Origin of the sequence: Candidatus Roseilinea sp. NK_OTU-006 (assembly GCF_012931985.1) — a bacterium.
Taxonomy (GTDB): Bacteria; Chloroflexota; Anaerolineae; order J036; family Brachytrichaceae; genus JAAFGM01.
Map to the genome: position 1 here is coordinate 31,320 of NZ_JAAFGM010000009.1, position 13,923 is coordinate 45,242.

Here is a 13,923-nt window from a genome sequence, read left to right on the forward strand (position 1 = left end):
TGCTCGATCGCTCATGGCACCTAAAACCGGACTGGGACGCGGGCTCGATGCGCTGATCCCCGGCGCGAGTGAGGCTGAAGCCGGACGCAGCGGGGTTATCGAAATCGCTGTCACCGAAATTCGCGCTAATCCACGCCAGCCGCGCATGGTGCGCGGACAAGAGGCGCTACAGCTTGAGGAGTTGGCCGCCAGCATCCGCGAGCATGGGGTGATCCAGCCGCTCATCGTCACGCGCACGCAAGGTCCCGGCGCGCCCTATACGCTGATTGCCGGCGAGCGGCGCTGGCGCGCGGCGCAGCTCGCCGGGCTCACCCATGTCCCGGTCGTCCTCAAAGATGCCACGCCTCAGGAGATGCTGGAAATTGCGCTGATCGAGAATATCCAGCGCAACGACCTCAGCCCGCTCGAAGAGGCAGCCGCCTTCCAGCAGCTCATCAACGAATTCGGCCTGACGCCCGATATGGTGGCCGAGCGCGTCGGCAAGAGCCGCGTCGCCATTTACAACACCCTGCGCTTGCTCAAGCTGCCCGGCCAGGCTCAGGCCGCGTTGATGCAGGGCGACATCACCGAAGGCCACGCGCGCGCCTTGCTGGGGCTCAGCTCGGCGGTGGATCAACTGATCGCGCTCGACGAGATCAAGAAGCACGGCCTGAACGTCCGTCAAACCGAGGAGCTGATCCGCCGGATGAACAGCCCGAAGACCACATCGAAGAAAGCGGCGCGCGACCGGGAATGGCAAGGGGCGAAAGAATATGAATCTCGCCTGCGCGACGTGTTGGGCACAAAGGTGTCGTTGGTGCGTGGGCGCAAGGGGGGGCGGATCGTCATCGAGTTCTACTCAGACGAAGAGCTCGAGGCGATCTTCGAAAAGATTGTGGGGAGTAGCGACTAGCGCGGGGAGATGGGCGCTCCCGCCTTCCAGACTTCATGGGGAACGATCTACTGCGGTGATAACGTCGCCGTCCTCCGGCGACACATCCCCGATCGTTCGGTCAACCTGATCTACGCCGACCCGCCGTTCAACTCCGGCCATGCCTATTACGCCACCGGCAGGCGGTGCGAAGGGCCGCGCTTCCGCGATCGCTGGCGCTGGGACGACGCGGCCTATCGGCGCGCGCTGGCCGAGTCGCCGGCGTCGCTGGGCAGGGCGTTAGAGGCGCTGCGCCTCATCCTGGGCGAAAGCAGCACGCTCGCCTATTGCGCTGCGCTTGCGCCGTGCCTGGGCGAGCTGCGCCGCGTTTTGAAGGCGAGCGGCAGCCTGTATCTGCACTGCGACGCGCGCATGAGCCACTGCCTGCGCCTGATGCTCGATGCGCTGTTCGGTCGCGAGCGTTGCCGCAACGAGATCGTGTGGGCCTATCGCACCGGCGGCGCCGGCAAGCGCCACTTCGCCCGCAAACACGATGCCATCCTGTTCTACACCGCGTCGGACGATTACACCTTTCACCCGCAGCGCGAGCGCGTGCGCTACCGCAAGCGCTTCTTCGGCGTGCAGCGCGACGCGCACGGCTACTACGCCGATGTGTTGCTGCGCGACGTGTGGGAGATCCCGGCGGTGATCAACGTGTCGGCGGAGCGCACTGGCTACCCGACGCAGAAGCCCCTGGCGTTGTTGGAGCGCATCGTAGCCGCGTCGTCGAACGCCGGCGATGTGGTGCTCGACCCGTACTGCGGCAGCGGCACCACGTTGGTTGCTGCGCAAAAGCTCGGCCGACGATGGATCGGCATTGATGCCAGCGAAGAGGCGGTGAAGGTAGCGCGCGCGAGGCTAAGCCAGACGGAAGCCCAGCGGGAATGATCCGACTGCGGCAAACGCCGGTTACCCGTCTGCCGCGTCGGCCAGCCGCTCGAATCGCTCGACGTTCAGCACGAACACGGTGGCGCCACCCACCTCGACTTCGAGGGGTTGGGGGTTATAGGCACCCATCGCCTCGCCGGGAACATGGACATAGGCCATGCGCCGCTGGGCCGTTTTGTGCAAGATGCGCAGCGCGTCGTTGACGCGCGCGTCTTCCACGCCGACCAGCAGGGTCACGTTCTCGCGGCGCAGCCATCCGCCCTGCGTCGCCATGCGCGTGGCGCGATAGCCAGCGTCGTTCAGCGCCTGCATCACCTTGTTGGCGTCGTCGGCCTGAACGACCGCCATGATCATCTTCATTGCCGGCCTCCGATCTGCGCTTCAACCTTATCACTCACTCGGCTCATGGATTGATGGGCATGATACACGAACGACCGGCATCGTCACCGCAGCCGTCAGGCTCCTACAACAGCCGCGCTTGTCAGCAGCACTCAGGTCGGCACGCGGCGTCGAACGCCAGCACGGCTGCGATCACAGCGATGGCGAGAGTGAGGGCGTTCACGCTGTTGCTGACGAACAGGCTAACCGGCACCCCGACGCTGCGGCCAGCTATCGCGTAGATGAGCGCCGGATCGGGCGGGCCGGGTTATAGTTTGGCTTGGTTGAGCTGCTTGATGGCCGGCCCAAGTCCGAGCGTCGAGCAGAGATGAAGGTGACGATGAGACGAGTAGTTTCTTCAACATCGCGCGTCCTTCGCCTGACCCTCGTTGCATTCGCACTTGCGGCGTGCAGCCAACAGTCCCGCGAGCTGGAGACGCAACTGGTGCCGACGCGCACGCTCGCCCCGCGTCCCAGGGTGACGGCCACGTCACTCGGCGAGCTGCCGCGACTGACGCCGACCGTGACGCCGGAACCGCTCACCGGCCTGACGCTGGAGAACGCCGACCGACTCGCGCGCGTCTTCCAGTTGGACGAGCCGCCGCCGCGGCATATCTACTCGGCGGCGAACGATCGACTGGTTGTCTTCACCTCGCGCAGCTTTGAGGTCATCGTCGCAGATACGCTCGATGTGCAAACCCGCACGCCGGTGCAGCTCAACGACGAGGCTGCACCGATCTTCTGGTACGCCGCCTCGCCGAACGGCAAAGTGGGGGCCATCATGCAACCCGATGGCACAGTGGATATCTACGACCTCGACACCTCGCAAATCGTGAAGACCCTCACCGTGCCGCGACCTTCAGCGGAGATCGCTTCCGACATCGCCCTGAACGAAGACGGCAGCGAGCTGGCTGTAGTCTCCCGAGGCGAACTGCGGCGCATTCGCTTGGACGATGCCCAGGTGGTAAGCGGAGGCCAGACTCTGCCACCGTTGACGCAGGCGATCCGCTTCGCCGAGGATGCGTCGCGCGTAGCCGCAGTGCAACCGACCGGCGACATCGTCATCGTCAGCGCCGTCGGCAGCGCGCCGCCGATAACGCTGACCGGCGTATTCACCAACACCGCCGTCGAGCATCTGAGCTTCAGCCCGAACGGCGCGAAGTTCGGCGCTTCGGGCGGCGAGTCGCTCGCCGTTTGGGACTTATCGGGCGACCAGCCGGTGCTGCAAAAAACCTTCACCGATCTGGGCGGCGCTGTTGAGCCCATCTTCGACCGCACCGGCCGCTTCATGGCCGTTTTGATCAGCCCTAGCGTGCTGCTCTATGACCTGCAGGACGACGAGCCGAGGGCGCAGTTCCGCTTGGCCGGCAACCTGCCGGTGTGGTCGGTGAACTTTGATCCGACAGGCGAGCGCCTGTTTGTGGCCGGGTCGGGTGAGCTGGCCAGCTTCGACATCGCTACGCGCCGCGCGCTGCAATCGGCCAGCCGCCCGCCCATTACGCGCAGCGTCTTCTCCGCCGACGGCAAGGCCTTGTTCACGTGGAGCACGGCCTACCCGTCTGGCGATGTCGCCATCTTTGATGCGCAGACATGGGCCGTGCGCGACCGACTGCTGCACCACATGCCCGTTATTCAGGTGGAGCCGGATCGGGCAAACGCCTACGTGGCCACGGTCACGCTCGACTTCGGCATATTTGTGTGGCGTGTGCGCGATGGCCGACGATTGGCGAGCATCGCTGCGCCGGTTACCGACACGGCGCGCGCGCTGCTGTGCTTTGCCCCCGACGATCGCAGCCTGATCTATCTGGACGGCCGGCGCATCGTCGCGTACGACATCGCCGCCGACCGAGCGACAGGCGACTTCGAGCTGCCGTTTGCGCCGCGCTCCATCAGCGGGTGCAATAACGAGGCGGCGGTCCTCGCCGCGGCAGGCGAGCAGGACATCCGCGTGTTCGACCTGGAGGGCCGTGTCGTCGCGACGATGGACGCCCTGAGCGGCGTGGAGGAAGCCGGCGCGCTCTATCTGAGCGAGGATGGGCGCAGGCTGGCCGTGCTCTCCCCGACACAGTTGACCATCTGGGATGTGCAAGCGCAGGAAGCCCTCCAGACTGCGCAGTTGCGGCGCGCCCCCCTGGCCGGCTTGTTCAGCCCACGCGGCGACCGGTTCATCATCAACTTTGGGGACGATGTCGATGTGCTGGATGTCGCCTCCGGCAAGGTCGTATCGCTGGATTTGCCGAAAGGCAGCAGCGCAACCGCGCTCTTCCCGCGCGACTCACGGCTGGTCATCACAGCCCTGATGATCCCCACTTCGGAAACGGCCGAGCAGCCGCTGGATCGGCGCGTCTTCGCCTCGGGCGAGCTGCGCCTGTGGGACGCGCAGACCGGCGAGCTGCTGCGGCGCATCCAGACGCAAGACCTGCCCTACGTCGGCGCAATCAGCGCCGACGGCGCCTTCTTTGCAACTCACGCGCGGACGAACGCCATGACGATATGGGGACGATCGCCGGCGCGCTGAGTACAATTCACTCTCCATGAAATACCACGTCGCCACCTTCGGCTGCCAGATGAACGAGGCCGACTCGCAACGGCTGGCGTCCGAGTTGGAGAAGCTCGGCCTGCGCGCCACCGACGACCGCTTCGCCGCGGACGTCTTGGTGCTGAACACATGCGTGGTGCGCCAAGGCGCAGAGGACAAGGCGCTGAGCTACCTGCACATGATCAAGCCGATCAAGCAGCGCAACCCGAATGTGGTGGTCGGCGTGATGGGCTGCCTGGTAGGCGTGCGCGGCAATACGCCGCTGAAGCAGGCCTTTCCCTGGGTGGATGTGTTCATGGCGCCCAGTGAGCCGGGGCCGATGGTGGACTTCCTGTTGCAGCGCGAGGGCAAACGCCTGGCCGAGGCCGAGACGCAGGCGCGCTTCGCATTGCAAGATGGCGACTTTCCGGCAGCGCAGCCTGACCTGGCGCTGCGGCTGCCGGCCCATGAAGTCGGCAAGCGCGTGACGGCCAACGTGCCCGTCGTGTATGGCTGCTCGCACGCCTGCACCTTTTGCATCATCCCGTTCCGGCGCGGCCCGGAGCGCAGCCGTCCGGTCGCCGAGATCGTGCGCGAAGTCGAATCGCTCGTCGCGCAAGGGGTGAAGGAGGTGACGCTCCTCGGCCAAATCGTGGATCGCTACGGCTACGACCTGCTCGGCGACGACTACGCCATCAAGCGCTACAACCCCGGCGCAGCCTCGGGCATCCCCTCCCAAAACATTCCGCTGCGCACGCCGCTGGTGGATCTGCTGCGCGCGGTCAACGACATCGAGGGTCTGGAGCGCGTGCGCTTCCTCACCTCGCATCCGAACTGGATGACCGACGAGCTGCTCGACGCAGTAAACGAGTTGCCGAAGGTGATGTCGCACATCGAGGTGCCGGTGCAGGCCGGCGACGACGACGTGCTGAAGCGCATGCGACGCGGCTACACTCGCGACGACTACCGCCGGCTGATCGAACGCATTCGCGCAAAGGTGCCGGATGCCGCCATTGCCACCGATATCATCGTCGGCTTCTGCGGCGAGACCGAGGCTCAGTTCATGCGCACCTACGAATTGCTCGAGGAGCTACGGCTCGACGTCGTGCACCTAGCGAAATACTCACCGCGCCCGCACACCGTCGCGGCGCGCGAGTTCGCCGACGATGTGCCGGAGGAGGAGAAGGAACGCCGCTTCCGCTTCCTCGAAGCACAGCACGAGCGCATCAGCGGCGAGATCAACCAGCGTTACCTCGGCCAGACGGTGGAGGTGCTGGTGGAAGACCAGCACAAGGGCAAGTGGCGCGGGCGCACACCGCAGAACAAACTGGTGTTCTTCGAGGACGCGAGCAACGACTGGCGCGGCAAGCTGGCCAACGTGACGATCACTTGGGCCGGGCCGTGGAGCATGCAGGGAACGGTGCGCACGAATGAGGATGCGCTATACAATCCTGCGCATGCAACCCAGACAGCTCACGCTGCTTGACGGTTATCCCTTTGACCTACGCGGCTATTTCATTCCTGAATGAGTGGACGCGCTCAGTCGCGTCTTCGACCCCTTCCCGACGCTCAAGCGCGGTGAATGGTGGGGCGATGCCCCGCGCCGCCGAATCTCCTATCCTCCAGTCTCTAAATCTCTAATTGCTAATCTCACACACGATGGCTACACGACACGGCAAAGACCTGGTCGCACAGATGGACGCGCTGCGCGTGCCGCCAGGCGCGCTGGCGATTTGGGCGCTGGGCCAGATGGGCTTCGCGCTCAAGGGCAGCGGCGACACCGTGATCTACGTTGACCCCTACCTGACCGGCAAGTCGAAGGAGGAGGCCGCGCCGGGCGAGATCTTCTACCGCGAATTTCCCCCGCCGGTCGCGCCGGGCGAAGTGACCAACGCACGTGCCGTGCTGTGCTCGCATGAGCATCTCGACCACACCGACGCCGGCACGATCGGCCCGATCGCCCAAGCCTCGCCGCAAGCGACCTTCGTCATCACCGGCTGGGCACACCCCATCGCCGACCGAGCGGGCATCGCGCCGGAGCGACGCATCACGCCCGCCGTTGGACAACCCTTCGTCATCGGCGACGTGCGCATCACGGCGCTCCCCTCGGCGCACTACCAGGTAGAAGAAGACTCGACGAAGGGGCATCGCTGGCTCGGCTTCGTCATCGAGTGGAACGGCGTGACGCTATACCACAGCGGCGACACGGTGATCTACCCCGGCTATCTGGAGACGCTCAAGGCGCAGCCGCGCGCCGACGTCGCCATCGTGCCGGTGAACGGGCGCGACGCCTATCGCGACTCGCTTGGCATCGTCGGTAACCTGCTGCCGCTGGAGGCGGCCTGGCTGGCGCGCGAGCTGGGCTGGGACGTGCTGATCGCCGGCCACAATGACCTGTTCATCGGCAACTGCATCGGCGCGGGCGAGTTGCCCGACGCTATTCGCCGCTTCAACCCGCGCCAGAAGATGCACGTCCTGCAGCCCGGCGAGCTGTATCTGTATGTGAAGTGAGCGGGTAGCCAAAGGCAATGCCTTCGTCTACCCGCTGGCCGGGTCTGGCCTTCAAGGCTTCACAGCCGGTAGACGCGCTTGGCATTTTCGGCCCACAGCTTGCGTTTGGCCGCCTCGCTGAGACCGGATGTCAGCTCATCCACGGTCTGCACCCACCGCGCGTAGCTCGACGCCAGCAGCACCACCGGCCAATCGCCGCCGAACATCACGCGGTCCTCGCCGAAGGCGTCGAAGACCGCCTCGAAATACGGCCGCAGGTCATCGGTCGTCCAGCGCGCGTGGTCGGCCTCGGTGACCATCCCGCTGATCTTGCAGACGACATTGGGCAGCGCTGCCAGCGCCCGGATGTGCGCCTGCCAAGGATCGCGCAGGCCGGCCTTGATGTCCGGCTTGGCGATGTGATCGAGGATGAAGCGGACGTTGGGACAGCGTTCCACTAGGCCGATGGCCGCCGGCAGTTGGCGATGCACGATGCAAATGTCGAACGAGAAGCCGTAATCGGCCAACGCCTGAACGCCGCGCACGAAGTCGGGGCGCAGCGCGAAAGCGTCATCGCGTTCGGCCTGCAACAGCCGGCGCACGCCCTTGACGCGCGGGCCGAGCGCCTTCAGCGCGTCAAGGTAGCTGCGGACGCAGTCGCCATCTTCCACCGGCGCGCTGGCCACGATCCCGCGCAGCCGCGGCTCGCGTTCGGCCAGCGCGCTCACCCATTGCGCCTCGAGCAATCGGTAGCTCGGCGCGACGTCCACTTCGAGGTAGACCATTGCTTCGATCTCGATGCCCTGGGTATGCTCGGCGTATTCCTCCAACCCGTAGGTTCGGGCGAGCAAGTCCATCCCCGCCAGCCAATCCATACGGAAGCGGCGCGGGTTCCACAGATGCACGTGAGTGTCAACGATTGGGAAGTTCGGCATGTGGGGAAGATAGCGCCGATTGACCGACGGCGCAAAATCAACCCAAGCTGTTATGATGCTCGGCATGCCCGACCTTTTCGACTATGCCCAGGCCGAGTTCGACAAGGTGGAAGCGCCGCTGGCGGCGCGCATGCGGCCGCGCGCGCTGGATGAGTTCGTCGGTCAGGAGGAGATCGTCGGGCCGGGCAAGCTGCTGCGCCGCGCAATCGAGGCCGACCGGTTGTTCAGCTCGATCATCTTGTGGGGACCGCCCGGCACTGGCAAGACCACGCTCGCGCGCATCATCGCCAACCGCACGCGCTCGCACTTCGAGACGCTGAACGCGGTGATGGCCGGCGTGGCCGACATCCGCCGCGTGGTGCAGGACGCTAAGGAGCGTCGCAAGCTACACCGCCAGCGCACCATCCTGCTGGTGGACGAGATCCATCGCTTCAACAAGAGCCAACAGGACGCGCTGCTGCCCCACGTGGAGGACGGCACGATCGTGCTGATCGGCGCGACGACCGAGAACCCCTACTTCGAGGTGAACAGCGCACTGATCTCGCGCTCGCGCCTGTTCATGCTTCGCCCGCTGACCGAGGCGCAAATCATCACTATTCTGCGCACGGCGCTGAGTGACCCCGAGCGCGGCTACGGCAATCGCCGCACGCCGGACGGCCGGCCTCAGGTATGCGTGGACGAGGATGCACTGCGCCATCTCGCTCGCGTGGCCGGCGGCGACGCGCGTAATGCGCTGAACGCGCTGGAGTTGGCGGTCGAGTCCACGCCGCCCGACGCTGCAGGCGTGATTCACATTGACCTGGCCGTGGCGCAGGAGAGCATCCAACGGCGCGCCGTGCTCTACGACAAGGAAGGCGACGCGCACTACGACACCATCAGCGCGTTCATCAAGAGCGTGCGCGGCAGCGACCCAGACGCCGCACTGTACTGGCTGGCCAAGATGCTCTACGCGGGCGAAGACCCGCGCTTCGTCATGCGCCGGCTGCTGATCCTGGCCAGCGAGGACGTCGGCCTGGCGGACCCGATGGGTTTGGTCGTGGCGGCTGCGGCAGCGCAGTCGCTGGACTACGTGGGCATGCCGGAGGGCATGTATCCGCTGGTTGAGGCGACGTTGTACCTGGCCACCGCGCCGAAGAGCAACACCGCCACGCATTACTTCCGCGCCCGCGCGCAGATTGAGGCCGAAGGCGCCGGCGAGGTGCCCGATCACCTGAAGGACGCCAACCGCGACGCGCGCGGTCTGGGGCACGGCCGGGGCTATCTCTACCCGCATGAGTTCGAAGGGCACTGGACGCCGCAGAACTACCTGCCGCGCGAGATCGCCGGACTGACGTTCTACACACCGAGCGATCAGGGCTACGAGCGCATCGTCGCCGAGCGGCTGGCGCGCTGGCGCGAAGCGCAGCGCCGGGCATTGGGCATCGAAGGGCGTGAGGCGCCGATGCTCAGCCATGAGGAGATCGAACGCATGAAGCGTGAGCGATGACCCCGTTGCGCAGCGCTGAGCGATAATTCCGCCCGATGAGCACCCAAGCAGCCAACATCCTGGATGAAACCGTCGTCACGCCGGAGAACACGGTCAAGTCGCTGCGCGATTTTGCCGGTGACGTGTTGCTGATCGTGAACGTGGCCAGCCAGTGCGGTTACACGCCCCAATACGCCGGCCTGCAAGCGTTATACGAGAAATACCGCGATCGCGGCTTCACCGTGCTGGCCTTCCCGTGCAACCAGTTCGGCGGCCAGGAGCCGGGAACGATGGAGGAAATCCTAACCTTCTGCAGCACGCGCTACAACGTGAGCTTCCCCGTCTTCAACAAGATCGAGGTGAACGGTCCGAATCGTGCACCATTGTATGAGAAGCTCACGCAGGCCATCCCGCCGGAGAACATCGCCTGGAACTTCGAGAAGTTCCTCGTGGGGCGGGACGGCCGGGTGCTGGCGCGCTTCAAGCCGCGCACCGGCCCCGACGCCGAGGAGCTGGTGCAGGCCATCGAAGCGGCGCTGGCCACGCCGAGGCCGTAGCGACTGCGGGTGTAGGGTAACGCCGACCGCCGGCGCGCCTCTCGGCTGCCTTCGTGGTGCCGGGGTGTGGTGGCCGAGAACACCCGACGCTTCCCCCCAGCCGGCAGCCCCCTTCATCGCCGTTGCTGACGTTCAGATTAAGACAGCCGGCGCTGCGCGCGACATCCCAGCGGAATGTCGTGCGCCGGCCGGACTGCACAGTGGACATGCCGGCGCGGGATTTAAGGTTGGGAATTTGTCCTCCTGCGAACTAAGTGGCAAACCGCCAACGCGATGCGCGACCGAAGACACCGTCGCCGATAATCGGCCCGGCGACGGGCGGGCTTTAATCGTTGTCCTTGAAGATGTCGCCCAACGCATCCTCCCACACGTCGGCCAGCTTCGTGAAGGGCATCTCGACAAAGTCGGCCTCCAGCTTAGCCAGCCATTCTTTGATCGGCGCATGGGGAAGTTGGCGCGCCAGCTTCTCGATTGCCTCGCGCATCTGCGCGGTGGCCTCCGCGCTCTTCTCCGCCAGCTCGGTCAGATCTATGCCCAGCTTGAACATGGAGTTCAGCCGGATCATCGCGTCGTGCCAGGCTTGGTAATCGTTCTCAACGGTGAACGGCGGCGTTGGCTCGCGATACGTGAACTGGGAGAAGTCGTAGGCGGGCACGAGGGCATACATGGCGAAGTATTCCTGACCCACGCGCTCCGCGTGGTCCTCCAGGTACGAGCCGATGCTCACGCCGCCTTCGTAGTTCGAGAAGCTGACGGCATACTCGGCCAGCTCTTCTTTCATGCGCGGCAAGGCATAGGTGACGGAGAAGGTGCGATGCTTGTTGAATGGCACCAGAGCATATACGCCGCCAACGGCAGCGATGCGCCGGACGTTAAATGCGCTGGCTAGGTCGAAGAACGCCTCGGCGTAGCGCTCAACGTTCATGTGCGGCTCATCGCCCAGGAAGATCACCAGGCCGCGCCGTCCGCCCTCCCATCCGCTTTCCCAGTAGAAGGCTTCGTTGCGGTGGAAGATGACCTCCTTGCGATAGCCTTCTTCGAACTTGAAGTGGGGCCGGAAAAGGAACTGCGAGACGGGCGTCTGGAAGAGATAAAAGCCGTCGGGCTTGATCCTGCCGATTTTCCGCGCGCCGAGCTTCGTGATGAGATATTGTGGCAGGCCCGACGACACATTGCCGGCATCGGCCCACTGTCGCCAGCCGGCGATCATATATACTTCGTCGGCTTGCGGCTTTTCAAACAGTTCGAGTTGGTCTGCCATAGACCTAAACTCTACACTTAAAGGTTAGAACTATCTTGGCGCATTCCCCTTTCTCTAAGGTCGAACATAATTATGAACGCTGGGATAGAGGACAGCGATGACCGTCAACCTGCACAACCGATCCTTCCTCAAAGAGCTGGATTTCACCCCCGAAGAGCTGCATTATCTGCTCGACCTCTCGCGCGAGCTGAAGGCAGCCAAGCGCGCCGGTCGCGAACAACAGCGCCTGGTCGGCAAGAACATCGCCTTGATTTTCGAGAAGGACTCCACGCGCACGCGCTGCGCGTTCGAGGTGGCCGCCTACGACCAGGGCGCCCACACAACCTACCTTGGGCCAACCGGCTCGCAGATCGGCCATAAGGAATCCATTAAGGACACGGCGCGCGTGCTGGGCCGCATGTACGATGCGATTGCGTATCGCGGCTTTGGCCAAGAAGTCATCGAGACGCTGGCAACCTACGCCGGCGTGCCGGTCTACAACGGCTTGACCAACGCGTGCCACCCCACCCAACTGCTGGCCGACATGCTCACGATGATGGAGCATTGCGATAAGCCGCTGGGCGAGGTGGCGTATTGCTACTTGGGCGACGCACGTTACAACATGGGCAACTCGCTGATGGCCGGCGGTTGCCTGATGGGCATGGACGTGCGCATCTGCGCACCGCAGTCGCTCTGGCCGGACGCGCGGCTGGTCGAGCGCTGCCGCGCCATCGCTGCGCAGACCGGCGCGCGCCTTACGCTGACCGAAGATGTGGCCGAGGGCGTGCGCGGTGTTGACTTTGTGCACACCGACGTGTGGGTCTCGATGGGCGAGCCGGACGCCGCCTGGGCCGAGCGCATCGCGCTGCTCAAGCCCTATCAGGTCAACGCCGCCGTCATGCAGATGACCGGCAACCCCGACGCCAAGTTCATGCACTGCCTGCCGGCCTTCCACAACGCCGAGACGAAGATCGGCCGCCAGGTAGCCGAGAAATTCGGCTTTGGCCACGACGGCATGGAGGTGACCGAGGAGGTGTTCGAGTCCGAGCGTTCCATCGTCTTCGACCAGGCCGAGAATCGCATGCACACGATCAAGGCGGTGATGGTCGCGACGCTGGCAGATCGGTGACGCTCACGGCAGGCCGATCTCCCAGATCGCGCCTTGGCCGCCGTAGTCGAGCACGTAGAGCGTGTTGCCGATCAGCGCGCTGTCTATCGGGTTTTGAAAACCGGTGACGATCTGCGTCGCGCTCATGCGATAGGCGTCGCCGGTCTTGGTCAGCCGGATCAGGAGCAGGTCCTGGCCGCGGTCGGTCTGCGGGCCGCCGGCTGCCCCCCAGCTCAGCAAAAAGCCGGCGCCTTTGAAATCGCCGCTCAGCCGGTTCTCGACGTCGAATGTCAGCCCCAGCGGCGAGCGGTGCATGGTCAAGCCGGCCAGCGGCCTGCCGAGGTCGCTCGCGTCGCGCACCTCGCCGTCGGCATCCTGGAACTGGTCGGCGTCCGGCCCGAAGTTGAGGATTGGGTCGGTGAACGGCGCCGGCGGCTTGGGGAAGGTCGGGTCGTTCTGATACAGCTTCGTCTGCACGGCGACGAAGTCCCAGCTCAGCCGCTTGTCTTCGGTTGGGTCGTAGTCGGCGAACTGCTGTGGATTGTCCTCGGCGCCGAATCGCCAGGGAAAGCCGTAATGCCGGCCTTGGCGCAGCCAGTTCAGCTCGTCGGGGTAATTTGCGTCCGGCCCGTTGTCCACGGCGATCAGGTCGCCGGCCGCGTTGAAGGCCAGGTCGAAGGCGTTGCGCAGGCCGTCGGCGAACAGATACCCGCCCGCTTTCAGCTTGGCTTGGTCGTTCGGCAGCACCAGGTCTTGCGCGTTTGTCGGCACGCGGAAGACCGCTGCGGTCAGCGGAACCTCGCGCAGGCCGGGGAAGGCGCCCTCGGCCGTCTGCACCTCGCCGTGGTCGGTGCGCGAGCCGCTGTTGAAATACACAGATTTGCCGTCCGGGCTGACCACGATCCCGTTGCACAGATGGTCGTACTGGGTGTTGCTCTTCTCGTACCACTCGGTTCGGACGAGCGTGGACCATGTGCGCCCGCTGCCGCTGATGACCCCTTTGCGGACAATGCATCGGTTGCGTGGGCCTTCGCCTTCGTTGCCGACCACGTAGAGCGTGCGGTCCGGCCCGAACGCCAGCCCCAATGCGTATGGTGCGCCGCCGATCTCGCTGCGGCTGTAGGCCAGCGCGCCGCGCGTCTCGCGATCGGGCTGAGGCGAGAGATAGAACACATCGCCCTGCGGGCTGAGGTAGTACAGGTCGTTCGAGCCGGGATCTCTGACCAGCCGGATCATGCCTGGGCCGACTTCGGCGACTTTGCGGATGCGGATGTCGTCGCGCAAGGGCTTGGGGGAATCGGCTGGCAGCGGCGTCGGTCGAATCGTTGGGGTGGGCACATCGGATTGCGACGGCGCCGGCGCGCCGCATGCCGTAAGCATCGCCGCCATGCTCAACGCGGCGATGAGACGAATCGAGGATGCCATGCTGTGCAT

Annotated in this window: 12 protein-coding genes; 8 read left to right on the forward strand and 4 right to left on the reverse strand. The window is 65.0% G+C overall.

The annotated features are described in order from the left end of the window. Positions 1-13 precede the first annotated feature (13 nt). A complete protein-coding gene (locus GXH28_RS07075; RefSeq protein WP_169238318.1) occupies positions 14-892 on the forward strand; it encodes a ParB/RepB/Spo0J family partition protein in 879 nt (292 codons plus the stop codon). A 9-nt stretch (positions 893-901) separates the two neighbouring features. Next, on the forward strand, positions 902-1,798 hold the full coding sequence (locus GXH28_RS07080; RefSeq protein WP_169238319.1) for a DNA-methyltransferase: 897 nt from the start codon (positions 902-904) through the stop codon (positions 1,796-1,798). A 21-nt stretch (positions 1,799-1,819) separates the two neighbouring features. On the opposite strand, the gene GXH28_RS07085 is transcribed toward GXH28_RS07080, so the two are convergent. After that, on the reverse strand, positions 1,820-2,146 hold the full coding sequence (locus GXH28_RS07085; RefSeq protein ID WP_240550254.1) for a cyclic-di-AMP receptor: 327 nt from the start codon (positions 2,144-2,146) through the stop codon (positions 1,820-1,822). A 370-nt stretch (positions 2,147-2,516) separates the two neighbouring features. On the opposite strand from GXH28_RS07085, the gene GXH28_RS07090 reads away from it, so the two are divergent. From GXH28_RS07090 to GXH28_RS07100, 3 genes are all read left to right on the forward strand, one after another. Further along, entirely contained in the window at positions 2,517-4,694 is a 2,178-nt protein-coding gene (locus tag GXH28_RS07090) for a WD40 repeat domain-containing protein (protein WP_169238321.1), read from the forward strand. A 16-nt stretch (positions 4,695-4,710) separates the two neighbouring features. Further along, positions 4,711-6,180: a MiaB/RimO family radical SAM methylthiotransferase gene (locus GXH28_RS07095; RefSeq protein ID WP_169238322.1), complete on the forward strand. Its 1,470-nt coding sequence runs from the start codon at positions 4,711-4,713 to the stop codon at positions 6,178-6,180. A gap of 173 nt (positions 6,181-6,353) precedes the next feature. Continuing rightward, positions 6,354-7,205 (forward strand): MBL fold metallo-hydrolase, encoded by an 852-nt coding sequence (locus GXH28_RS07100; protein WP_169238323.1) that lies wholly within the window; start codon positions 6,354-6,356, stop codon positions 7,203-7,205. A gap of 59 nt (positions 7,206-7,264) precedes the next feature. Here the strand turns inward: GXH28_RS07100 and GXH28_RS07105 are convergent, their stop codons facing one another. Then, on the reverse strand, positions 7,265-8,185 hold the full coding sequence (locus GXH28_RS07105) for an amidohydrolase family protein (RefSeq protein WP_240550255.1): 921 nt from the start codon (positions 8,183-8,185) through the stop codon (positions 7,265-7,267). Here GXH28_RS07105 and GXH28_RS07110 point away from each other — a divergent pair. After that, the gene (locus GXH28_RS07110; protein ID WP_169238324.1) at positions 8,184-9,605 is read left to right on the forward strand and encodes an AAA family ATPase; all 1,422 of its coding nucleotides are present in this window, start codon (positions 8,184-8,186) and stop codon (positions 9,603-9,605) included. The genes GXH28_RS07105 and GXH28_RS07110 overlap by 2 nt on opposite strands. Before the next feature lie 35 nt (positions 9,606-9,640). After that, positions 9,641-10,141, forward strand: a complete 501-nt coding sequence (locus tag GXH28_RS07115) for a glutathione peroxidase (protein WP_169238325.1) — start codon at positions 9,641-9,643, stop codon at positions 10,139-10,141. A gap of 325 nt (positions 10,142-10,466) precedes the next feature. Here GXH28_RS07115 and GXH28_RS07120 read toward each other — a convergent pair whose 3' ends face one another. After that, complete coding sequence (locus GXH28_RS07120; RefSeq protein WP_169238326.1) at positions 10,467-11,402, reverse strand: PAC2 family protein; 936 nt, start codon at positions 11,400-11,402, stop codon at positions 10,467-10,469. Positions 11,403-11,499: 97 nt separating this feature from the next. Between GXH28_RS07120 and GXH28_RS07125 the strand changes: the two genes are divergently transcribed. After that, positions 11,500-12,510: an ornithine carbamoyltransferase gene (locus GXH28_RS07125; RefSeq protein WP_169238327.1), complete on the forward strand. Its 1,011-nt coding sequence runs from the start codon at positions 11,500-11,502 to the stop codon at positions 12,508-12,510. A 3-nt stretch (positions 12,511-12,513) separates the two neighbouring features. Here the strand turns inward: GXH28_RS07125 and GXH28_RS07130 are convergent, their stop codons facing one another. Further along, positions 12,514-13,914, reverse strand: coding sequence for a PQQ-dependent sugar dehydrogenase (locus GXH28_RS07130; protein ID WP_169238328.1), 1,401 nt, complete (start codon positions 13,912-13,914; stop codon positions 12,514-12,516). Positions 13,915-13,923: the final 9 nt, after the last annotated feature.

Coding starts and splice junctions, on each gene's coding strand:
- GXH28_RS07075 (WP_169238318.1), top strand. CDS start 14: ATGGCACCTAAAACCGGACTGGGACGCGGGCTCGATGCGCTGATCCCC.
- GXH28_RS07080 (WP_169238319.1), top strand. CDS start 902: ATGGGCGCTCCCGCCTTCCAGACTTCATGGGGAACGATCTACTGCGGT.
- GXH28_RS07085 (WP_240550254.1), bottom strand. CDS start 2,146: ATGGCGGTCGTTCAGGCCGACGACGCCAACAAGGTGATGCAGGCGCTG.
- GXH28_RS07090 (WP_169238321.1), top strand. CDS start 2,517: ATGAGACGAGTAGTTTCTTCAACATCGCGCGTCCTTCGCCTGACCCTC.
- GXH28_RS07095 (WP_169238322.1), top strand. CDS start 4,711: ATGAAATACCACGTCGCCACCTTCGGCTGCCAGATGAACGAGGCCGAC.
- GXH28_RS07100 (WP_169238323.1), top strand. CDS start 6,354: ATGGCTACACGACACGGCAAAGACCTGGTCGCACAGATGGACGCGCTG.
- GXH28_RS07110 (WP_169238324.1), top strand. CDS start 8,184: ATGCCCGACCTTTTCGACTATGCCCAGGCCGAGTTCGACAAGGTGGAA.
- GXH28_RS07105 (WP_240550255.1), bottom strand. CDS start 8,185: ATGCCGAGCATCATAACAGCTTGGGTTGATTTTGCGCCGTCGGTCAAT.
- GXH28_RS07115 (WP_169238325.1), top strand. CDS start 9,641: ATGAGCACCCAAGCAGCCAACATCCTGGATGAAACCGTCGTCACGCCG.
- GXH28_RS07120 (WP_169238326.1), bottom strand. CDS start 11,402: ATGGCAGACCAACTCGAACTGTTTGAAAAGCCGCAAGCCGACGAAGTA.
- GXH28_RS07125 (WP_169238327.1), top strand. CDS start 11,500: ATGACCGTCAACCTGCACAACCGATCCTTCCTCAAAGAGCTGGATTTC.
- GXH28_RS07130 (WP_169238328.1), bottom strand. CDS start 13,914: ATGGCATCCTCGATTCGTCTCATCGCCGCGTTGAGCATGGCGGCGATG.